20 protein-coding genes and 1 pseudogene are annotated in these 21,272 nt (G+C 44.9%); 7 read left to right on the top strand and 14 right to left on the bottom strand.

Features of this window, described 5'->3' with window-relative positions; translation table 11 throughout:
* The first annotated feature begins 137 nt into the window (after window positions 1-137).
* The 5 genes from C504_RS0115630 to C504_RS0115610 all read left to right on the top strand — a co-directional run bounded on the left by C504_RS0115630 (window position 138) and on the right by C504_RS0115610 (window position 3,538).
* Window positions 138-614 carry a YciE/YciF ferroxidase family protein gene (locus C504_RS0115630; RefSeq protein WP_018690309.1) on the top strand — a complete coding sequence of 159 codons (477 nt, stop codon included), beginning with the start codon at window positions 138-140 and terminating at the stop codon, window positions 612-614.
* Between the two features lie 372 nt (window positions 615-986).
* On the top strand, window positions 987-1,505 hold the full coding sequence (locus C504_RS0115625) for a DUF421 domain-containing protein (RefSeq protein WP_018690308.1): 519 nt from the start codon (window positions 987-989) through the stop codon (window positions 1,503-1,505).
* A gap of 193 nt (window positions 1,506-1,698) precedes the next feature.
* Entirely contained in the window at window positions 1,699-1,983 is a 285-nt protein-coding gene (locus tag C504_RS0115620; protein WP_018690307.1) for a BON domain-containing protein, read from the top strand.
* A 462-nt stretch (window positions 1,984-2,445) separates the two neighbouring features.
* On the top strand, window positions 2,446-2,805 hold the full coding sequence (locus C504_RS0115615) for a PRC-barrel domain-containing protein (RefSeq protein ID WP_018690306.1): 360 nt from the start codon (window positions 2,446-2,448) through the stop codon (window positions 2,803-2,805).
* Window positions 2,806-2,920: 115 nt separating this feature from the next.
* On the top strand, window positions 2,921-3,538 hold the full coding sequence (locus tag C504_RS0115610) for a hypothetical protein (protein ID WP_018690305.1): 618 nt from the start codon (window positions 2,921-2,923) through the stop codon (window positions 3,536-3,538).
* Window positions 3,539-3,615: 77 nt separating this feature from the next.
* Here the strand turns inward: C504_RS0115610 and C504_RS0115605 are convergent, their stop codons facing one another.
* The 12 genes and pseudogenes from C504_RS0115605 to C504_RS19130 all read right to left on the bottom strand — a co-directional run.
* A complete protein-coding gene (locus C504_RS0115605) occupies window positions 3,616-4,374 on the bottom strand; it encodes a flavodoxin family protein (RefSeq protein WP_018690304.1) in 759 nt (252 codons plus the stop codon).
* 88 nt (window positions 4,375-4,462) lie between these two features.
* Window positions 4,463-6,307 (bottom strand): acetyl-CoA hydrolase/transferase C-terminal domain-containing protein, encoded by a 1,845-nt coding sequence (locus tag C504_RS0115600; protein ID WP_156815979.1) that lies wholly within the window; start codon window positions 6,305-6,307, stop codon window positions 4,463-4,465.
* Window positions 6,300-8,372 carry a 3-hydroxyacyl-CoA dehydrogenase NAD-binding domain-containing protein gene (locus C504_RS0115595; protein WP_018690302.1) on the bottom strand — a complete coding sequence of 691 codons (2,073 nt, stop codon included), beginning with the start codon at window positions 8,370-8,372 and terminating at the stop codon, window positions 6,300-6,302. The genes C504_RS0115600 and C504_RS0115595 overlap by 8 nt, the downstream gene beginning before the upstream one ends.
* Complete coding sequence (locus C504_RS0115590) at window positions 8,372-9,667, bottom strand: acetyl-CoA C-acetyltransferase (protein ID WP_018690301.1); 1,296 nt, start codon at window positions 9,665-9,667, stop codon at window positions 8,372-8,374. Before C504_RS0115590 ends, C504_RS0115595 begins: the two co-directional genes overlap by 1 nt.
* Complete coding sequence (locus C504_RS0115585; RefSeq protein WP_026317571.1) at window positions 9,664-11,949, bottom strand: acyl-CoA dehydrogenase; 2,286 nt, start codon at window positions 11,947-11,949, stop codon at window positions 9,664-9,666. Before C504_RS0115585 ends, C504_RS0115590 begins: the two co-directional genes overlap by 4 nt.
* 201 nt (window positions 11,950-12,150) lie before the next feature.
* A complete protein-coding gene (locus tag C504_RS0115580) occupies window positions 12,151-13,233 on the bottom strand; it encodes an endonuclease/exonuclease/phosphatase family protein (RefSeq protein ID WP_018690299.1) in 1,083 nt (360 codons plus the stop codon).
* A 236-nt stretch (window positions 13,234-13,469) separates the two neighbouring features.
* On the bottom strand, window positions 13,470-15,128 hold the full coding sequence (locus C504_RS0115575; protein WP_018690298.1) for a sensor histidine kinase: 1,659 nt from the start codon (window positions 15,126-15,128) through the stop codon (window positions 13,470-13,472).
* Between the two features lie 286 nt (window positions 15,129-15,414).
* On the bottom strand, window positions 15,415-15,900 hold the full coding sequence (locus tag C504_RS0115570; protein WP_018690297.1) for an MgtC/SapB family protein: 486 nt from the start codon (window positions 15,898-15,900) through the stop codon (window positions 15,415-15,417).
* Between the two features lie 307 nt (window positions 15,901-16,207).
* On the bottom strand, window positions 16,208-16,426 hold the full coding sequence (locus C504_RS0115565) for a hypothetical protein (RefSeq protein ID WP_018690296.1): 219 nt from the start codon (window positions 16,424-16,426) through the stop codon (window positions 16,208-16,210).
* Window positions 16,427-16,562: 136 nt separating this feature from the next.
* Window positions 16,563-17,153 carry an exopolysaccharide biosynthesis protein gene (locus C504_RS0115560; RefSeq protein WP_018690295.1) on the bottom strand — a complete coding sequence of 197 codons (591 nt, stop codon included), beginning with the start codon at window positions 17,151-17,153 and terminating at the stop codon, window positions 16,563-16,565.
* 23 nt (window positions 17,154-17,176) lie between these two features.
* A complete protein-coding gene (locus C504_RS0115555) occupies window positions 17,177-17,371 on the bottom strand; it encodes a DUF3008 family protein (protein ID WP_026317570.1) in 195 nt (64 codons plus the stop codon).
* Window positions 17,372-17,632: 261 nt separating this feature from the next.
* A pseudogene (locus C504_RS19130) lies at window positions 17,633-17,752 on the bottom strand (DDE-type integrase/transposase/recombinase); the annotation flags it as partial.
* Between the two features lie 370 nt (window positions 17,753-18,122).
* Between C504_RS19130 and C504_RS18080 the strand changes: the two are divergent.
* Window positions 18,123-18,515, top strand: a complete 393-nt coding sequence (locus tag C504_RS18080) for a response regulator transcription factor (protein WP_018690293.1) — start codon at window positions 18,123-18,125, stop codon at window positions 18,513-18,515.
* Window positions 18,516-18,617: 102 nt separating this feature from the next.
* On the opposite strand, the gene C504_RS0115545 is transcribed toward C504_RS18080, so the two are convergent.
* Window positions 18,618-19,676 carry a sensor histidine kinase gene (locus C504_RS0115545; protein ID WP_018690292.1) on the bottom strand — a complete coding sequence of 353 codons (1,059 nt, stop codon included), beginning with the start codon at window positions 19,674-19,676 and terminating at the stop codon, window positions 18,618-18,620.
* Between the two features lie 141 nt (window positions 19,677-19,817).
* On the opposite strand from C504_RS0115545, the gene C504_RS0115540 reads away from it, so the two are divergent.
* A complete protein-coding gene (locus C504_RS0115540; protein WP_018690291.1) occupies window positions 19,818-20,177 on the top strand; it encodes a response regulator in 360 nt (119 codons plus the stop codon).
* Between the two features lie 268 nt (window positions 20,178-20,445).
* Here the strand turns inward: C504_RS0115540 and C504_RS0115535 are convergent, their stop codons facing one another.
* The gene (locus tag C504_RS0115535) at window positions 20,446-21,030 is read right to left on the bottom strand and encodes an Arm DNA-binding domain-containing protein (protein WP_018690290.1); all 585 of its coding nucleotides are present in this window, start codon (window positions 21,028-21,030) and stop codon (window positions 20,446-20,448) included.
* Window positions 21,031-21,272: the final 242 nt, after the last annotated feature.

Genomic DNA, 21,272 nt, shown 5'->3' with positions numbered 1-21,272 from the left:
CAGATCAACATCATAATTACATTGTTGAGGTTTATCTTTAAGCAGTAATCCGCACCGTTAAACGTCATCGGTGCGGAACTTTTGTTGTGACCCATCGTTCTACAGTTCTTCAAGTAGAAACACAGAAGGGATCAAAAATGAAAACGCTATCAGATATTTTCGAACACACTTTACAAGATGTTTATTATGCAGAAAATGCCTTGATCAAAGCTCTACCTAAGGTGCACGACGCTGCAAACGGTAAAAAACTTAAGACAGCAATTGAAGAGCATTTAGAGGAAACAAAAGGTCAAATAAAAACACTTGAAAAAGTTTTCAAATCCATAGGTAAAAGCGCATCTGGTGAAAAGTGCGACGCTATAGAAGGCCTGATCAAAGAAGCTGAAGGGCTCATGGATGAAGCGACTGGGGAGGCAAAAAACGCAGGGCTTCTGGCCGCGTGTCAGGCTGTCGAGCACTACGAAATAGCGCGATATGGAACACTGCGTGAATGGGCAAAAGTGCTAGGACATACGGAAGCTCATGAATTGCTTACTAGTATATTGGACCAAGAAAAGGCAGCTAATAGTAAACTTACTAATCTCGCTGTATCGAGCATCAATCAAGCTGATTAAAGCATTAAATCAATAGTGGCGAAAATGGGAATTTACCATAATCGCGTTGCCTCGTACTTTTTTGCACGCCAATAGCTCTATTGGCGTGCAGCAATATCAAGGTAGTAATTTGCCGATCATAAGGCAAAGGTAAAAGTCATAGATCGCAACGAACTAGTTAACAGTTCCGATGGGCTTCTAATACGCCCGCCCTCATAAAGCTGCCTACGATTGCTCACTGTGTTTTCAATGACCGACTTAATAATGTACCGCTTGAGCTTTGATTAATTTAATATCCAGCAGTCTGATACCTCTAATTACATTGATTAAATGGAAACCAGAGACACCACCATCACTGAAGGTACAATCGACCCACACCCAAAGGCGCTGAACATGTTTTTATCGATTGAACCTTATGACACGATTATAAGAGCAGTGCTCTTATCAATCTTGGCAATTGTTTGGATCATATTCGTGGTTCGAATTATTGGCTTACGTTCTTTTTCAAAAATGACACCATTCGATTTCGTGGTAACTGTGGCAACTGGATCCCTCTTAGCGGGGGCAAGCCAAGCCTCGAACTGGGTGGCATTTCTGCAGCCCTGCGTCGCTATTTCAAGTCTTCTAGGAATTCAATATGCTGCTGCCCGTTTGCGAAAGGCTTCAGCTATATTTAAGTCGACCGTTGAAAATCAACCAGTCTTACTTATGAGGAATGGTGAATTTTTACACGATGCATTGAAGGCCACACGTGTTGCTGAAGAAGATGTAGTAGCAAAGCTACGAGAGGCAAACGTCCTCGACTTCGCACAAGTGCGTGCTGTTATTTTAGAAACTACAGGCGACATTTCGGTTCTTCATGGTGAAAAACTACAAACGCAATTGCTTTTAGGTGTTCGCAAATTCGATTAATTCTATCTCCTTTCACTGACTTGGATGAATCCCGACATGGGTACATGCAGTTTTCTCAGCGCAGAACTTACGTATCGTGCCGCTCTGATAAATTCTTTTTTTGGAACAAAAGACTTCAACGTTAGTTGGCGAGTAAATCCCTCTATAAGAAATATAAAATGAAATTTCTTCGAACTATGGAAAGCGAGCACAAATGGTTTACAAAGAACCCGAATTTTTCGGCGAACCTGCCGGCGCTGCAAAAGGCTATGAAGCTAAGCTTGAAGCACAAATCGCAGAAGCTTTAGCTGTCGATGGCAGGGTCGATGCCGTCGATGTAGAGGTTACAGTGACATCTGGTGGACATGTAATATTGAGTGGATATTTGTCACAAGCCACGGAAGTTCAAAGGTGCCTCGATATTGCCTCCGCTGTAAATGGGGTAGAGAATGTGCAAAGCCATATTTCTATCCGTGTTAGCAACATTGTGCCGGAGTAATAAAGCTATCGTTCTCATTAGCTGATGCGCATCGTGAAAGGAGTGACCTTCAAAATCCGAAGCGACAGAGCTGATGACTTCAAACTGGTATATCACAGTGTTTTAAATTTTTTCGTATTTGCTAAAGTAAACGGCAGTGACATTCCATGTTATCTGTGAACAGAAATATTAACCTACCTAAGTTCACGTGAATTTCCTTCTAGAAACCTAAGTGATAACTTTGGCGAGCGATGCATCAGATTTTCATTCTTTCAGTATGTGACTTAAATCCCCTCCCTTGAGTTGTGCATTTTCTAGATTCCCTTCTCAAATTGATGCTTGGAATCGCTTCGAAAGTACGGATTTGGTAGATCGATAATTCACGAAAAGTTCTAAATCGTATTCAGATTTTACCTCTAAAACGAGGAACAATCTGACCCTATTTTTATTTATTATGTGAACTGGCAAGATAAGGATACGATAATGACTACAAGCAAAAAATCGAATATCATTTCCTCAAAAGACGTAAATGGAACTGAAGTCTATGGTAACGACGGAGACAACGTCGGACATATCGATCACCTCATGATAGATAAAAAATCAGGCCATGTAGCGTACGCTGTAATGCACTTTGGTGGTTTTCTCGGCATGGGCGAAGAATCGCACGCCATACCTTGGGCAAAACTTCGTTATGATACCGCGAAGGAAGGTTACATCACTGACATTACTGAAGAGCAGCTAAAAGGTTCGCCCTCACGCACCGAAAACTGGCAAGATGATCCGGACTGGGAAAAAAGAACGCATGAATATTATGCCGTAACGCCGTATTGGGGCGCATTCTAAATATCTAGATCTAACCCGTAATCATCCAATGTTTGATTACGGGTTCCATTTATCTATAACGAAATTACTTCAAGTCACATCATAATAAATAACTCAACATTTTGGGAAGACTAACATGTGGCAATGGCTGCTAGATAATAGCGCGGCAATTCAAACTGTCATGGCTATTCTCACAGCTTTTGTATGGCTGTTTTACTTACAGATACTTGTCTCCGGCCTTAGAAGACAGCGCCGCACAGAAATTCTCATACATTTAGGTGGCAGTCAAAATTTGAATGCTCGGGTGTTTGTCAGCAATCTTGGATTTGAACCGATCTATATTTTGGAAATTATTTTAACCGTACATACAAAGGATGGTACTCACGAAACCTCCATTGCTAATCGCACAGAAGTCACCGTTGAAGAATTAAAATCGCCCAGTGCAACCACTCTTCAAGGTCCGCTCAATAGCGGCGAGTTTGTCGACATAGGAAGTGTGGAAAACATACTACAACGCGTGAAGCATAACACTTACGAAGGATACGATATCAATAATTTCGAGGGCATCGAAATTAAGGTAGCCGCAATTACAGCTGCAAGTACCAATATCGTTGCGGCATATCGCAAATTTGTCTTAAGATGCGATAATAACGAATATCGGATTAGACCGACAACGCTTTACGCAACTCAAATTCGAGGTTGGTGGGGTCGATATCAACTAAAAAATAAACTACTTCGCTATTTAAACAAGTGACTGTTCATATAAGACCATTTTATCGTCAAGTTATCCTCGCCACACGCCTTTATGGCTTTTTTATACGATAAATTTGTTCATCTTCGGTGCTCTGGATTTTCATAATCGAACCGGCAACCGGCCTTCCAAGCGTTACGGTCGTTACCGTGATTAGGCAATCCACCGGCGTCTTTGAGCATCCGCGCCGTGTGCATAAGGTTCCATGTCATGATCGTTGCATTGCGCTGCGTAAAATCATTATTAAAGCCTGCAGGCCCTCCTTCAATGTCATCACCATATGATGGACCAGGACCAGCCTCACCGATCCAACCACAATCGGCCTGCGGTGGAATCATATAGCCTAGATGTCCAAGCGCATATAGGATTGTCATCGCGCAATGCTTGATCCCGTCCTCATTGCCGGTGATGACCGCACTTCCAGTTTTGCCGTAGAAAACACTTTGCCCTTTATCGTTTAACATCCCCGACATACCATATAATCGTTCGATCAAAACACGGCAGAGGGAACTCTCCTCGCCCAACCAAATTGGTGTCCCTATGATCAAGATGTCGGCATCGGCAACTTTCTCCCAAAGCGCGGGCCAATCATCGCGGTCCCAACCATGGTCGGTCATATCTGGATAAACCCCATAAGCGATTTGATGGGAAGCTGCATGAATATGTTCCACGCTAACCCTGTTACGTGACATGATTTCGCCAGCCACAGAGAGCAACAATTTAGTGTGCGATTTCTCTTTTTCTCGCTTTAAGCTTGTGTTGAAAATGACAGCTTTCAGGTCCGAAAAGTCAGTTTGATTATCATCGCACAACTTTGATTGGGTTTCATTCAAGGTCATAATAAAAGTACTCCTACTGTGGGATTTTAGGGCTCATGTAATTTTGCCAGTTAATTGTCTCACGGGATGGTCGTATGACCATCTACAATCAAAAATTATTTTTGCTAACTCGACGCAATGCACCTCGCAACGCGCGCGCCTGAGGGCTTTCAAAAAAATGTTTTTTACGATCAAAGCCCATTCTTTCCATTGCATCCTCTTCGCTCGGATGGGCGCTTTCAAAAACTGAAGACCAAATCAATCTCACCAAATCCATTTTACTAGTGGTCGCTTGTGACAAGCGCGATAACGCAGGCAAGAGAACCCGTTCAATCTCTTCAAAATCGCTACCCAATGGAAAATCTGGCAAAAACACATCTCGATAAGGCGTTAACCAGTTTTCAAGCGCTTGCGGCGTGTTGTTTCTAAACTCTTCTGGTATCTGATAGTTCTCCGAAAGCTTACCGCAGTTCTTTGCCTTTTTTACGAGAGCAGTCTGAAATCGACTATCAGTGATAGCGATCATGCGCTTGATGACCTCTTCATCTGTTTGCCCTCTCAAGTCGGCTGCACCATATTCTGTGATGACGATATCGCGCATATGGCGCGGTACTGATGTGACGGACAATTGCCACACAATATTGGATGTGGTTTTGCCACCACTGAATCGTGTTGCTGGCACAGTTAGGATTGCGCGGCCATCATCCAGCGCAAATGCTTGTTCAAAAAAGTTAAATTGGCCACCTATACCGCTTACAACCGCCCCCGTTTCGGCCGCATCCGACATGGCATCGCCTAAAATGCTGACTTTCATCGCACTGTTGATAAACCGTGCGTCTACACGCGCAGTGCGCTTAGCCTCCTCATCGCCGTAAAGCGCATTGGTAAAGCTGACTGGCATCATCGCGATTTTTGCGCGTTTAGAGGGGGCCATCGCACGCAGTTGTTTATACATGTCGCGCGCTTCGACGAAAAATCCGGCATGAATTGAAACGCCATCAACTTCGCGCCGTATGATACCGCTTTCAAACAGAGCTAGAAGACCGCCAACCAGCATTTCGCTGACCGCATAAAGTCCCGTTTTGAAAGGTGCTATTTCGCCGCCACTCAGCACAAAGGGCGACGTTTTCCAAACATCACCCAGAGCCGCTTTATCGCGAAGCATCAGCGCATGGGCAACAGCATCACCAATCGCCCCGATACCGATCTGTAATGTGCCGCCATCAACAATCATTCGCGACACATGCAGCCCCATTGCATACTGCGCGTCTGAAACAGGTCGCCGCACAGCCGAGAACAAATCAATTTGCTCGGCCGGCTGCAGCATCATTTCCAGTTCATTTTCAGGCAGTGCCGCGGGTCCGTCCATAAATGGCAGCGCGTCACACAACTCACCAACAGCAAGGAAATCCATTTTCCCTTGCTTTCGCATTTCAAACAGATCAGCCGAAATATCCGTATTGCATGAAAGACTGATGCGATTTCCATCGCGAGGTACAAGTTGCGATAGCAAATTGGGATTTTGTGCAATCAACACATCACGGGCATGGGTGTAGTTAGCGGAAATATAGTGACGTTGAGCGTAGCTATTGCCCAGCCAAGTTGCGGCTTGAAAGAAAAACTCTGACACTTCGATATTGTTTGGCAATTTATTCGCAGCAATTAAATCTGCATAAAGCAAAGACGGGTATCGACCAAAGAGACGCTCCATAGCCGGTTCTAAAAAGCGTTTTTCTATGTCCGATCCAGTTTTGGGCCGTTGCAGCGTAAGCGCAGTAAATATCGACAATTTAAGATCAGGATCGGCAACGGCGAGCCGTGTCAATGCGTTCACAAGCGTTACAGGCTTTCCTAAACCCAAAGGCAAAGCAAGGCGAATATGATCACCCAAACGTTCAAACAGCGCCCGCGCCATCCTGTCAGCATTAGTATAAATACTTGGCCGCTTAACCAATGGTGTTCCAACCGTCATCCGGTGCAAAACGAGGGCCGTGCGCGGCTTCCAACTCCTTCAATCTTGTGACGATTTCTGATACTCCACGGCTATGAGCGTAATGCATAGGACCGCCGCGAAACGGTGCCCATCCGGTTGCAAATATCATCGTCCCATCCACTTGATTTTCACTCTCAGCGATACCTTTGCGTAGCACTTCAACACACGCATTAATCATCGGCAAAATCAGGCGGTCAGTCAAATCCGCCGGCAGTTCTCCATCGAATTTCGGATGCGGTGTGCCTTCGGACCAATCATAAAATCCTTTACCAGATTTTTTGCCAACTTCGCCGCTTTCAACTTTACGGCATAACGTTTCGGATATTTTCGCCATTGGTTTGTCGAGATTATCCGCAAGCGACTCGGCCACATGCAGGCCGATATCAAGGCCTACTTGATCGGCTAATGTTACAGGCCCCATCGGCATGCCAAAGCGCAGCGCGGCAGTATCTATAACTTCCTTCGAAACCCCTTCATCCATGAGCACCATTGCTTCCATAAGGTACGGTGTGAGCGCGCGGTTGACGAGAAATCCAGGATAATCACGCACCTGTGCGGGTAATTTTCCAATCGTACCACAAAAAGCAGCCAAGCGTTTTGCGGTTTGCGAATCTGTCGCCTTTCCTTTGATAACCTCCACAACGTCAATTTTCGACACCGGATTGAAAAAGTGCAAACCAGCAAAAGAGGAATTCAGTGGTGCATAGGTAGCAAGCAAATCAACTGAAAGGCTGGATGTATTGGACGCTAATATAGCGTCCTTCTTCATTTTACCTTTAAGTCCAGCATAAATTTCTTCCTTAATATCCACGCGTTCTGGCGCTGCCTCGATAATCAAATCAGCTTGCGCAATGCCATAGCCGTTCGGGTCCGGCATAAGACGGTCCAGTGCATCACGGGTCTCGATATCGCTTAAATGCTTTGCTTTACAGATTTTTGCTGCCAATTTAATGGCATTACCAAGAGCATTGATTTCCAGATCGCTTAACGTGACCTGTTTACCCTTGATAGCGCAGACCGTTGCAATTTCCGCGCCCATCGCCCCTGCCCCGATTACATGCACATGTGCAATATGATCGTCGCCGCGCGCAGCATCCTTCAGAGATTGACGAAGGAAAAATACGCGTCTGAGATTTTTAGACGTGTCTGTTTTAAGTAAATCTGCAAAAGAGCTGATTTCCGCTACCTGCATTTTCTTCTCATCGGTGCCATGCTCTTCCCAAAGATCAACTAAAGCATAGGGCGCAGGGTAATGCTCTTTGGGCGCCTTCTTTTCTGTTTCTTTGCGCATGGTACGCGCCACCAGACTGCGCGCCTGATCAAATTCAAGCGCACGGGCTTTTAGCCCTTGTCTGGTTTTTTCAACATTACCGTCGGCAACATCGCAAACTGCACTGGCGACATGACGCTCTTCCACGACAAGTTCGGCAATACCCAGTGTTTTCGCGCGCTTGGTGTATGCCTTTTTTCCGGTCAGCATCATTGTCATCGCTTCCGTAGGATCAATCAACGACGGAAGTCGGAAAGTACCACCAAGCCCTGGGTGCAAACCCAGTTGAACTTCAGGAAAGGCAAAGGTCGCACCATCCACCGCGATGCGGTAATCGCATGCCAGCGCCAATTCAAAGCCTGCGCCAAGCGCTGGACCATGCACAATACAAATCGTTGGGCAGCTTAATGCCTCAATCCGGTCCAGCACATCATGGCCCTGCTGGAGCAATTCGGCTGCACCGCTGCCCGACATTGCTTCGAAACTTGTAATATCAGCGCCCGCTGCAAAACCTGTTTTTTTGGCCGAACGGATAACCAGTGCTTTGGGCAGGTCAGATTCTGCAGATCTGATATGCGCATCCAATTCACGGATTACATCTTCTGAAATCGTATTGGTATTTGTGTCCGCCTTGTCGAGCACAAGCCATAAAATACCGGCTTCGTCACGGCCCGAGCGCCAATTACCAATATGCGCGCCTGCCGGACCCAATTCCAATTTTTTTTCGCTTAAAAATGTGAGAACTTCGCCCGTCATTAAACTGCCTCCAATAGCATTGCACCGCCGAGGCCGCCGCCGATACATTCGGTTGCGATACCGCGTTTGGCACCGCGCTTTTTCATAGCGTTGGCCAAATGCAACACAATCCTGTTGCCGCTGGTGCCAACAGGGTGGCCCAATGAAATCGCTCCGCCATCAACATTCAACCGATCACGGTCTATGCGCCCAAAGGCATTGTCCATGCCCAGTAATTCACGGCAAAAATCAACATCTTCCCAAGCCGCTAGACAGGCCAGCAATTGTGCTGCGAAAGCCTCGTTGAGTTCCCATACATCAATATCTTCAAGTTTTAACTTATGCCTCTGCACGATCGGCGACACAGACATGACGGGCCCAAGGCCCATAATTGATGGGTCCAAAGCTGCCCATTCGCTGTCTGTAATCTCGGCGAGCGGCTCCAAGCCATGCTCATCGACAGCCTTTTGCGATGCCAGAATGACCCAGCTTGCACCATCTGTGATCTGGCTTGAGTTACCAGCAGTTACCTTGCCATAAGGTTTCTCAAAAACCGGTTTGAGTTTTGCCAGCCCTGCCATATCGCTATCGGGGCGCACGCCATCATCATGATCATACACCGCCCCGTCTCGGTCAAAGGCAGGTATCACTTCGCCGTTCAAAGTCCCGTCATTTTGCGCTTTAGCTAAGCGGTGATGACTCTGCATGGAATAAGTGTCAGCCTTTTCACGATCAATATTAAAACGGTGCGCGAGCACTTCTGCTGTCTGTCCCATATTTAACTCTGTAATCGGGTCTGTCAGACCGCGCTCCAGACCAATTACTGGTTTGAGAAACTCTGGCCTTACTCCCGCCATTGCGCGCGCTTGTTCCAGCGGTCCTTTTGCAGCGTTCATTCTGCCAAACCATTCTACTGCTGAATTGCGCAGTACCAACGGAGAATGACTGAGCGCTTCTGCGCCGCCAGCCAAAATCATTTGGTGCGATCCATCACGTATATAGCGGTAAGCTGTATCAATACTCTGCATACCGGAGCCGCAATTGATCTGCATTGTGAACGCGACCATCTGTTCGCCAAGTCCAAGACGCAGCGCGGCCACACGTGCAGGATTCATTTCATCTGCAATAACATTGACACAGCCAAGGATAACCAGATCAAAAACTTTACGGTCAAAATATTGCCGTGCCAGCAAAGGGCGCCCACACTGCACAGCAAGATCAACGGGAGTAAAAGGCCCCGGACCACCGCGTGCTTTTAAAAAAGGTGTTCGAGCGCCATCGACAAGAAACACTCGTTGCTTTTGATGTTTTTTCATTCTGCAGCCTCTATCGCTCGCTCATCCGAAGATTGATTATCTTTTGCAGTTGGGTTGCGATATAAATCTGCAAACTCGTCCGGCGAATATTCATCGACAGCAACAACCTTATCAACAAGCGACTTCATCTCTTTGAGATTTGCCCATTCCGCATCATCGAGCAATCCAGCTTCGAGTGCTTCCTCAGGTGATTTTTTCGCATCGCGCAAGCGCTTCATCACTGGCGCCATATCTATCACTTTAGCGTAGCAATCGTTGAGCACCTGCAAAGCATCACCATTGGCACCTTTAAATAATTGCCCCGTAATGCGGTTGCGCGTGGCAGAAGGTTCAAAAATCAGGTCACTACATATTGCTGCAAGTTGATCGCTTGGTCCGGCAACCGTTGCGCCAGGCAATGTGAATAACTTCAATATCCAAGCAGCCCAACGGGCCGGTAGATTATCTATCACTTCATCCAAGGCCGCTTGAACACGTTTCAAACCTGCCGCTGCAGCATATTCTAAGACGGGAAGATCTGCGTCTTGTCGCCCCTCGTCTTCCCACCGTTTAAGAGCAGCCGATAGAATATACATTTCTGATAGGATATCGCCCATACGGCCAGAAATCATCTCTTTGCGTTTGAGTTCACCGCCGAGTGTTAGAAATGCAAAATCAGCAGTTAGCGCATAAGCAGCCGACCACCGCGCCAACTGTCGATAAATGGGCGTTGCTTTTCCGGCATCAGGCGCAGGCGCAAATCGTCCGCCTGTCCATGCCCTGCCCCAAGCGCGAAACAAAGTCATGGTTGTGTGGCCGACATGCGCCCAAAATGATATATCAAACATTTCAAGTGATTTATGTGGATCATTCTCCTGCAATGCCAAGATATTGTCGAGCATATGGGGGTGCGCACGAATTGACCCCTGCCCAAAAATTATCAAACTGCGCGTAACGATATTTGCGCCTTCCACCGTAATTCCAATTGGTACAGCGCGATAGAGTGGCAAGAGATAGTTTGAAGGCCCATCAATTACAGCCTTACCAGAATGAACATCCATTGCGTCATTGATAGCTTCACGCATCTTGAACGTAGCATGAGCCTTCATGATAGCTGATATAACGGATAGAGCGCGTCCTTCATCAAGACCTGCACATGTTAAATGTCGAGCAGCATCCATTGCATACGCATCAGCCGCAAGGCGTCCCATACGAGCTTGAACCCCACCAAATTTACCAATGGGAAGGTTAAACTGTTCGCGAATACGCGCATAAGCTCCTGTCGTATGAGCACTATAAGCAATCGCCGCACACCCCATTGACGGTAGTGAAATACCCCGCCCTGCAGCAAGTGCGCTCATTAGCATCATCCAGCCCTTGCCCGTAAATTCAGGACCTCCGATAATATAATCAAGCGGTATGAAAACATCTTTACCTGTCGTGGGTCCATTCATGAACATTGTCGATGATGGCAGGTGGCGACGACCCGTTTCAACACCATCAAGATCAGTGGGTACCAATGCGCACGTAATGCCTAATTCTTCCTCATCACCTAGAAAAGCATCAGGATCGCGGAGCTTAAAAGCCAACCCCAAAACGGTACAAACGGGTGAGAGCGTGATGTACCGCTTGGCCCAGTTGAGGCGAATACCGAGCACTTCCTCACCGTCCCAATGGCCTTTACAGATAACGCCTTCATCCACCATTGCCGACGCATCCGAACCAGCCTCAGCGCTTGTTAAGCCAAATGCAGGTAATTCACGCCCATCAGCCAAGCGTGGGAGCCAGTAGTCTTTTTGCTCGTCAGTACCAAACTGGTGAAGCAATTCACCGGGGCCGAGCGAATTGGGCACCATCACAGTAACCGCAGCAGCAACGGAACGAGTGGAAATGTAACGCACTATCTCTGAGTGAGCGAAAGCAGAAAATCCTAACCCGCCATGTGATTTGGGAATTATCATGCCAAAGAACTTATTGTCGCGTAAGAATTGCCAGACTTCTGCGGGCAAATCGCCGTCAATTTGATTGATTTTCCAATCATCAATCATGCTGCAGAGTTCTTGGCATGGACCATCAAAGAATTGTTGTTCTTCAACGCTCAATTGCGGCGTCTTCACATCCAGCAATTTAGACCAATCCGGGTTGCCAGAAAACAGTTCAGCTTCCCACCAGACTTCACCAGCTGTGAGTGCTTCACTTTCTGTCTGTGACAGTGCGGGCAGAGCCTTCTTCGCCCATCTGTGAATTGGTCTTGTAAGTATCTTCACGCGCAAACTATTCATGACTAGGAACCTCCAAGTCATTAACGCGGTATACGCAACCAAAGTTCCAATTGCCTCAGATCAAATCCTGGAATTTTCTGGATTATAGTATGTATGTACATTTCCGAGTGCGCGGATCTATACCTTTAAACGGCTTCACAAAACTAATTGGCCTAGTTTCATTTCATGAGATGTCAAAAATCTAGCTATTTATTCTCTTAATAATGACCACATTTGTCGCGTTCACTTCTCCCAATCAGTACCCACGGCATCATCGTCTTTATCTTTGGCTTCCTCAATAACATCATCTGTCTCATCGATATCTTTATTATCGGCATCACTAATCTCTGTAGATTGCGCTTTTTTTGCATCCAACGCCAATTTATAGAACATAGGGAAATGGTCAGAGCCAATCTTTGGCATGCGTTCCATTTGTATTATTTTAAAGTGACCAGAATGAAAAATATGGTCCAGTGGCCACCTGATAAAAATGTATCGCGCATCAAAAGTATTATACATCCCGCGTCCTTCTCGCGGATCTAAAAGCCTTGAAACTCTCATGAACCGGCGGGTGGTTCTCGACCATGCGACATCATTGAGATCGCCAGCAACGATGAGAGGATCGTCATAATCTCGCACTTTTTTTGCAACTATAGATATTTCGCCGTCCCGACCAACGGTGTCTTTAGTCAAGACAGGAGGCTCAGGATGCAATGCAATTAATCGGAACTGATCGCCACTATCGTGCTCCATGACAATATCAAATGATGGAACTTCACTTTTCAAAAGATAGTTTATTTGGCTCGATATGAGCGGAAATTTCGAGACGATAAGCATTCCGTAGCTTGTTTCGCTTGGGCAGGAAACATTATATTTATACTCCTGAACAATATCGCTAAGAGCTTCCATCCATGCATTATCAACCTCAATCAACAACGCGATATCCGGATTGCGTTGCTTGATCAAATGAATAAGTCTGCCGTACTCACGGTTTCCCATTTTGACGTTGGAAACCATCAAGTTTACGGTCGAAACGTCGGCTTCATTCCCATCAAATGTGCAAACAACACGCTTCCATAAAGGACTAAATTTTGCAATTTTTGTGAGCTGCAAAGCTAAGGCCGCTACCAGCAACAAAAAAACGCTCCCAGAACTAAACGTATAAGGCAAAACAATTAAAGCAATTAGGAAGGTAACGCCGGAGAGTGTTGCAATTTGTAGCCGCGGGAAATCAAAGGCCCGCACCGCGCCATGTCCAAATGGCAATAAAGGTACAGTGCTAGCTAGCAAGCAAACCACTGCAATAGAACCTAAAAACCAGATCACGAACTTTACACCCTTACTCCCGATCTAGCGGTAAGCACAGCTAAACTCGGCCATAGTACTTCATATCTGAAAGCGGGCAGACAAACTACAGAACCCGCTCCAGTCTAACTCTTAGGAGGCCTGCTTAGTTGCAAAGATTCGCTAATTCCTATTAGCTTTTTGACCAAAACCACGAATGCAAAAATTGGCGTGTTCCTAATGGTCTACATTTTGCTTATAACCCGTTGATACCGCTTCTACGAATTTGACGGGTGGTCCGTTAGCGTCTCCAGTGGAACCGTTAGTGACCATATCAATCCTGCGGGTTCATAAGTAATTGTACTTACGCCATTAAGAGCCATCGCCGCAAACCGTTCTAATATTTGCGAGCCAAAGCCTTTGTCTTTTGGTATTTTTACTTTTCGTCCACCTCGCTCTTGCCAAAGAAATTCTAATTTCTGGATACCATCGACATCGAATGTTTTCCATGAGACATCAACGCGACCGTTAGCATCTCTCAAGCTTCCATGCTTACCAGCATTTGTTGCTAGCTCATGAATTGCCATACCAAGATGCTGTACGGCTTCTGCACGCAAACTGATGTCGGGCCCCTCAAGGCAGATATTTTGACCTATATTACCAAAATTTGATAATTGCTTTTCAAGTAAGTCACTTATTGGCACCCCGCCCCACTCACGTGCAGTCAGCAAGTCAATGGAAAAACCCAATCCCATGACACGGTCAATTAGGGTTTTTGTCATTTCTTCAGTTGAATTAGCGCGACGGGAACTTTGCCTAACCATCGAAATGACGACAGCGATGAGATTTTTAGTTCGATGGGCAAGTTCGCGCATGACCAGAGTAATCGTATCTTCGCGTTGGCTACGGTCAAATGATGCATCGGAAAGTGCTTTAGCCACTGTGTCGATTTCAGAAATACGTGAGGCAAGTGGGGATACAATTTCCCCAGTACCTAATTGCTTCGCCATACGAGCAATACCGCGAATAGATTTTCGCAGGTAAAATGAAAAAAGATAGAAAACTACGGCCGATAGAATTGCAAAGAATAGACTTCCAAAAATCAAGATTTTCCAAGCGTCATATACCGACTCTTGCGCCGTAGCCACTGGTCCTTGAACGATGACCTTCCAATCTGATCCTCGCACTTTTACAACTGTTAAAACATCTCCTTTTTCTCTCATGAACTCATTTTGCTGAATGTCAGAGAGCACTCTTGCTAAATCGACATTATCAGGAACACCAACTAAATCACCTGGGCTTTTTTTAGTTCTGTCTGATGACACCACAACGCGTCCCGATCCGTCCACAATTGAAGCAATCCAAGATTTAGGCAGTGATATTGTCTGAAAAACACTTTCCAATTCTTGGGCATTGCGTGTGGTTATGATCGCTCTTGCCGTGGTTTCACTTCGAGGAGGCAGGGCTTTAGTGACGTTAAACACCCATTGATCACTCGTCCTTCCCTTAAATATGCCGGAAACGTGAATATCATCACGGGATAGTACAGTGGCAAGACCTGCTAAGTCAGATATAGCACCTAGTTCCGTGTTGTATGGAACGCGCGTGTTTAATAGCTGTTGGCCGTCCTCACGAACAACAATGATAAAATTTGCGGTATCCTTAAGTGCAAATCGTGTTTTCGCATGAAAATCTTGTAGGTTTCCTTCGGCTAATTCCTGAGCAGAGGAAACTACATTCAAGGTTTGCGTCATACTCTCTATAATATGTTGAGTACCTTGGGAAACGGAAACCGCCGTCCTCAATGTGCGTCGCTCAAGTGCTGCATCTTCAGATATTTTTAATTGCGCAACCAGAAATAAGAAAAACAAAAAAAGTGGCAGAAATAGCAAAAACAATAATGCTGTTAGCCAAACAGATATTGAAAACCTCTTCATTTATTGCCTCGCAGCGATACAAATTTATTGAATGCTCAAATAGATTTACCATTGTTGGTATCCTTTTCATGCACGGCATGACGAGGTCTTCAATAAGATAATTAAAAACAGAGCCTTATCAATCGAATTGATTTGAATTATCAATTTTATCTGGGGAAATCATAGCTGTTAGATATCGATGATCGATGGATCAGTGTCGGCTTGTTCTTGCTGATAATATTTCAGCGCTTGCACATTGCTACTCCATGTTTAAATCAAGTGCAGTGAGGCTTAATAATATAAATTGCTAGCTTTTATCTTTCATGCCAACGGCAAACTGTACACGTCTTAAAAAAGCTAACACAATAACACCAAGCAGTGTTGTGATCAGCGCAATAGGCCAATAGCCAAGCCCTGCCGCCAATCCAATTGCAGCACTAATCCACATGCTGGCACCAGTTGTAAGACCCTTCACTTTACCCTGAGTGAAGACAACGATTCCAGCAGCTAGAAAAGCGACTCCGTTTGTAACAGCTTCCACAAGCCTTATTGGGTCAGCTTGAACATCTTCACCAGCTAAGGGCGAATTCAACATCGTTAGCGTAATTATTGCGAAACAAGCGGCAGCGGCGCCAACAAGCATATTTGTGCGAAGACCAGCGGTATTTTTATGCACCTCACGTTCATAACCGATCAATCCGCAAAGAATGGCTGCACCTATTAACCGCACTGTGATGATAAGAATTGATGGATCGCTGATTGTTGAAAATTCACTTTTCAGTTGTTCGAACATTTCACCTCGCCAGTTTTTATTTAAAAACCAAACGGCAAAATATGCGTAAAGTTCCCATGCAAATCTTCGAATTGGTGATCGGTGCGAATACTAGGATCCGTTGTTCCGAATTAAACCAAAAGGCAGAACTGAACAGCTAAAGTATCTTCGGAAACTTCTAACGCGATAAGCGTCATATTTCTGAAAGGGAAGATAATAAAATTATGAACGCTGGAATGCTGGAAAACAACTCTAAAAGATTAACTTCTTAATGTGACGTTTTTCTCGAAAAAAAAGCTGCAGCCTACCAACTGCAGCTAATTTAAGCTTATGCCTTCTTATGGAGATCACGCTTAGCGCGAACGTCTTTGTCCATTTTCTCAAAACTTTCTACCACACCGTCTGCCTCTTTCTTCACATCCGGCACCGCTTCGCGCTGGTTGCGCACATTGCGTTGGTCATTAGCCTGAAGGTCATTGTCGCCCATTTTGTCCTGAGCCAAGTCCACTTCCTTGATATTGGTATTAGATCTTTCAGTTTTTGTCATTTTCATCTCCCTTCGCTGTTATTAAAACCAATGCTCAGACATGAAAAAAGTTGCTGAAAATAATTGCTTTTGGGGCACCCAAGCATCAAGGCGATTGTCTCACACTGTCACTTATTAGCTTCTCAGCTTGGTTCTTCTACACAATGAGATAAATACCAAAAACATAAGGCAAGACCGCAAGGAGAAAAAACAATCCATCCTCGGTCAACATAGAGATAACAAGCAGCGTCACGCCTATCGCCGCGATTGAGGAGGAGAAAGGAACAAATTCCAAAAAAGGCATTGAAAGCCCTGTTAATAGGCACACCAATTGCGGAATCCAGATAAACGGTCGATGAAATAGAAATTGTATTCGCGACCGAGAGTGCTTGTCGATCCACTTTATTATTGGCGTAATTCTATCAATAGAACGACTAAGCTTATCCGGATCAATTGAATGCGACCGCAGCTTTTTTGGGAGATAGATTTCTCGGAAATTAAATATAAGCTCAAAAGAAAATAGCGCTATAATCAGGCCGCCCACAGAAGAAACGCCAGGAATGCCCGAAAGCGGGGTTGCAACAATGAGTGCGGGCAACAACATAGCAGGCAACAGGCTTTTATCGCCGATAATTGAAAGCAAGTCCGTTACTTTAATTTTGTCGGTTGCGTCCTCGCAGCCCGACTTTACCTCATCCACTATCCGGCTGAGGCGACCTGGTTTGCCACTCGCTTTATCATCGCACATACGTACATTGCTCCGTTTCCATCTCAATTATCCTCATTATTTACAGTTTCTGGCAAATCATCATGATCAGTCGACGCTAAGTCTTCCAGCTCTTGCTCTTTCATTGAATCATACATTTCTTTTGATGCGCCTTTCAGCTCAGAGACTTTGGTTTCGCCACGCTTTGCCGAAAGAGCTGCACCAGCTGCCTTTTGCTGTGATTTGGATTTTGCAGGCATAAAAACCTCCGGTGTTATGATTGGGCTTTTGAGTTGAACATCATAGAAACGCACGAAGTTAGAAAATGTTGCTGTAATTGAGCGCAAAATGCATCGAGAATGTCGATAAGCAACGGTGAGCGGCCCCTTTGAAAACCACAATCGTAGCTCCAATAGAATTTATTCGACGTAGCTCAGGCAAAATGGAAGCTGAATTGCGGGCAAATCGCGCGGGCGATAATCTAAGTCGGTAAAGAGTATTTGCGAAATGAAAGAGGATCACTAATCCGCAACGATATCAGCAGGACACCCGTAGTTAAAAAGCAATTTTCTCAACACTTTCGATGCCGCGCGACGATCTCGACGCTTTGAAATATAGCTTTCCAACAAAGTGCCTTCGTGATCAACGGCACGTCAGAGGTAATATTTTTTACCACTGATTTTTTTACAAAAACCTCGTCAATGTGCCAACGCCTATTTGAGTGACGCCCTGCCCTATGCTCCCCAACTTCTTTGGCAAACAATGGACCAAAACGGTTCCACCAAGATCACACTATTTCATGACAATTGTCGATTCTGCATTCGTTCAAAACATCTTCCACTTGCCGCATACTGAGTGGAAAACGAACATAATTCATCACCGCTAATTTGATGATTTCAGGCGAAATTTTAAAATACTTGAAAGGGTTTCTCGTTGTCATGGCTGAAAATTATGGTGCATTACAAATCAAGGCAAGTTCCTCTGACATCACCTTTATGCTAAAGAGAAGAAATGGTTCTGAAATCTGTTACAAGAAGCGTACTCATAATTGATGATGACGCATTTGACAGCTCAATCATCAAAAACTGTATTCTTTCATGTGAAAGTGATATCGCAGTATTTGAGGAGCATGACAGCACTATTGCAGTTTTTAAATTTCTAGAGATAGAACCTGACCTGACATTAATTGACATCAGCATGCCTCATCTCGACGGTTTTCGAGTATTAGAGAAATTAGCTCCGATCGTGAAAGCGACTCCAAGTCGAGTTATCATGCTTTCCGGCTCCACTAACGCTTATGACAGGCTTAAATCGCTTCAATTAGGTGCCGACGACTACAAAGTGAAGCCTTCTGAAATGGCGAGCTACAGAAATTTAGCAAAAGAACTGCTTTACACCTTATAAATACCAAAGCCTCAGCTTCGACCTATAATTTATACAAGGATGTTTTAGGCAAATTTCAAAACCTTTCTTGAGGCAAAGTCCGCCAGTATTTTCTGCTACATATCAGCGTAATATCTTTCCTTTTAATGAAAAACTTACCGTCGCTCCTGCAGCTAGCTTCGCTTCATCTAACCAAATACGCCCTTGCCGAGCCTCGATCAATGATTTTGTTAATGGCAGGCCGAAACCTGTTTTATTTTGCTTAGTAGGCAAAGGCATTGAGGATTCAAAGTAATCTTTTTTGAAGCCTACGCCATCATCAGAGACAGAGAATGTAATTTTACCCTCGCAATCGCTAATATCCACCCGGACCTGCGAGACTGCATATTTGGTTGCGTTCTCAATTATATTACGCAAGGCAATATCTATAATGAACTTTTCACATTGTATAATATTATTAGGATAATCGATCTGCAATTCTGCCAGGGGATCAAGTATTGCAATTATATCCGAACACCAATGCCCCAGATCAATTTCCATTGAATTGTTATCAAGATCATTATTTTCAATGATTTGGCCAAGTTTGCTATCAATGAAGTCTAAAGCACGATCAATTACATCGTTGCCTGTTTCTAATAATTGAATTTTATTATCACCTAAATCCTGAAAACCTTCATATACCATACTCATGATAAGTTTGGCTTGGCGCAACGGACCGCGTAAATCGTGTGCCATGGTGGATGTAAGAGCTCGCAAATCCACATTCATTTTACTGACTTCTTGCACAGCTGCCGCCAAGTCTTGTTCCGACTTTCTGGCAGGCGTGTTATCACATGCAACTCCGATTATACCAGTAATTCTACCATTCTCGAAAATAGGTGAAAGTGTTGTGCTCCACCATTGCTCCCCTTTTGCTAATGCCAGCACTTCTTCATAATTATAAGACTGCTCTGTACGCACGCAATGCATGTAATTGCGCATCAACGTATCTGCAGTACGACCCGGGAACACTTCGTGAGGGGTTTTGCCTGCGACAGTCGCTTGACTGACACCAGTAGCATCTTGATGAAATTGGTTCAGGCCAGCGAAACGAATGACTTCATCTTTATCTACTGAAAGCACAAAAACAGGAACTTGGTACAAATCAATTGTTTTGAGAACCAAATGAATTTTTTGTTCCATAAAACTACTTTCGCGCAAGGCCCATATGCATACTGTTACACATTGAGGGCACCAAAGTCGGCATCTTACCAATTGGACAAATGGCTTCAATTATTAAATGATACTATAGTTTTTTAGATGGTTATATAAAGGTGGACGTCTATGAAGAATATTTTGTTGATCGATGACGACCCAAATGAAGCAAAACTTTTTCATGCTTATATTGATCTTCTTTCGCCGGGAGCCTACGAACTTTATTTTGCAGAGACACTGGAAGAAAGCGTGGAAATGTTTTCTCAACGTGATTACAGCGCAGTGTTTCTAGATAACAGGTTACGACCTTTTGCCGACTTTCGTGAAACTCTTCCTACGATTGAACAATACGTAGGAGATGCTAGGCTTTATGTTATTTCAGCGTCAATTAATGATGATTGTTTTGAATTCGCCAGCAGATTTCCAGATGTAACTTTCCTCGACAAATTTCATATATTAAAAAAATTCAGGTTAGGAACTATCATTTAACCTACTTTGTCCAGTAGAGTTTGCTAGCGATCAGATAGAATATTCAAAGCAACGATTGAAGCCTCGTTTAGTAATTTTCTTCTGGCAAGCTATGTAGCAACAGTCCGGCGAATATCGTGGTAGGTCCAATCAGAGAAGCCTACTATTCGGTCGATCCTAGTTTTAGCTTTCGAAAACCCTGAAATTGGCTTGTGCCCAGCGGCGCTAGAAAACAAGTGATCCGCACCGTCGTAAACAAGGCTCGGCATTTTAGCACCCGCCAGCAGGTTTACAGCAATGTCTCGCGATCTGCAGACCAGTTCAAAAGTGCGACAAGATGCTTTCTAACTTCACGCGCAATAGCTTCACCACGCTTAGCGGTCACAGCATCAAGCAACTGAAAGAATTTACCTCTATCGATTTCGGAAATCTGAAGCCCTATAAATTCAGGAATCACAAAGCGCCTTAGAAGACTTTCAGTATCTTTCCACTTCTTCGTTTGAGGCTTTACATAAAGCTCGATAAACTCTTCGCATACCACTTCAAAACGGCAGGCGTTACGCCGCAAGAGTTCTAACTTTTTAAGATCCGAAGGATCATTCCCCTCCTCTGCGTGCTGATATGCTATCCGTGCTTTTTCACGGGCCTCTTCCAACTTAACGATAGGGTACTGGCCTAGTGTCAGGCGCTGCAATTTGCCCCGCATACCATCCTCACCACGACCGGCAATTCTGTACATAAGAGACCACGACTTGCGGCCTTTGGATCCGACTCTGAGCACCAATCCAGGCGTCAATGTATCGAAGACATCGTATCTTTCACCTGCATTTACAGATAAGCGCTGGATAGAAAGTTCAGTTAGCCGCTTCTTCATGTCCAGCCTCATTTCTGGGTAACAGTGGGGTAACAGAAACCGCTGTATTCACAAACACACCGATGAACGTCAGCATACAACAAAGGAAATTAAGTAACTGAATATAATATACAATTCTAGATAGCGCAACACCGTCAGGGACGTAGAAAAACGCTAGGTCACTCCCTTGGTAAGGGAGAGGTCGAGAGTTCAAATCTCTTCGACAGCACCAGTTCTCAAGCAATTTCAATCAATTAGCTTTT

The sequence above is a fragment of the Ahrensia kielensis DSM 5890 genome, from assembly GCF_000374465.1.
GTDB lineage: Bacteria > Pseudomonadota > Alphaproteobacteria > Rhizobiales > Rhizobiaceae > Ahrensia > Ahrensia kielensis.
Note: the sequence above shows the minus strand (reverse complement) of the source record. Positions and strands in the feature narration are given on the sequence as shown.

Coding starts and splice junctions, on each gene's coding strand:
- C504_RS0115630 (WP_018690309.1), top strand. CDS start 138: ATGAAAACGCTATCAGATATTTTCGAACACACTTTACAAGATGTTTAT.
- C504_RS0115625 (WP_018690308.1), top strand. CDS start 987: ATGTTTTTATCGATTGAACCTTATGACACGATTATAAGAGCAGTGCTC.
- C504_RS0115620 (WP_018690307.1), top strand. CDS start 1,699: ATGGTTTACAAAGAACCCGAATTTTTCGGCGAACCTGCCGGCGCTGCA.
- C504_RS0115615 (WP_018690306.1), top strand. CDS start 2,446: ATGACTACAAGCAAAAAATCGAATATCATTTCCTCAAAAGACGTAAAT.
- C504_RS0115610 (WP_018690305.1), top strand. CDS start 2,921: ATGTGGCAATGGCTGCTAGATAATAGCGCGGCAATTCAAACTGTCATG.
- C504_RS0115605 (WP_018690304.1), bottom strand. CDS start 4,374: ATGACCTTGAATGAAACCCAATCAAAGTTGTGCGATGATAATCAAACT.
- C504_RS0115595 (WP_018690302.1), bottom strand. CDS start 8,372: ATGACGGGCGAAGTTCTCACATTTTTAAGCGAAAAAAAATTGGAATTG.
- C504_RS0115590 (WP_018690301.1), bottom strand. CDS start 9,667: ATGAAAAAACATCAAAAGCAACGAGTGTTTCTTGTCGATGGCGCTCGA.
- C504_RS0115585 (WP_026317571.1), bottom strand. CDS start 11,949: ATGACTTGGAGGTTCCTAGTCATGAATAGTTTGCGCGTGAAGATACTT.
- C504_RS0115575 (WP_018690298.1), bottom strand. CDS start 15,128: ATGAAGAGGTTTTCAATATCTGTTTGGCTAACAGCATTATTGTTTTTG.
- C504_RS0115570 (WP_018690297.1), bottom strand. CDS start 15,900: ATGTTCGAACAACTGAAAAGTGAATTTTCAACAATCAGCGATCCATCA.
- C504_RS0115565 (WP_018690296.1), bottom strand. CDS start 16,426: ATGACAAAAACTGAAAGATCTAATACCAATATCAAGGAAGTGGACTTG.
- C504_RS0115560 (WP_018690295.1), bottom strand. CDS start 17,153: ATGTGCGATGATAAAGCGAGTGGCAAACCAGGTCGCCTCAGCCGGATA.
- C504_RS0115555 (WP_026317570.1), bottom strand. CDS start 17,371: ATGCCTGCAAAATCCAAATCACAGCAAAAGGCAGCTGGTGCAGCTCTT.
- C504_RS18080 (WP_018690293.1), top strand. CDS start 18,123: ATGGTTCTGAAATCTGTTACAAGAAGCGTACTCATAATTGATGATGAC.
- C504_RS0115545 (WP_018690292.1), bottom strand. CDS start 19,676: ATGGAACAAAAAATTCATTTGGTTCTCAAAACAATTGATTTGTACCAA.
- C504_RS0115540 (WP_018690291.1), top strand. CDS start 19,818: ATGAAGAATATTTTGTTGATCGATGACGACCCAAATGAAGCAAAACTT.
- C504_RS0115535 (WP_018690290.1), bottom strand. CDS start 21,030: ATGAAGAAGCGGCTAACTGAACTTTCTATCCAGCGCTTATCTGTAAAT.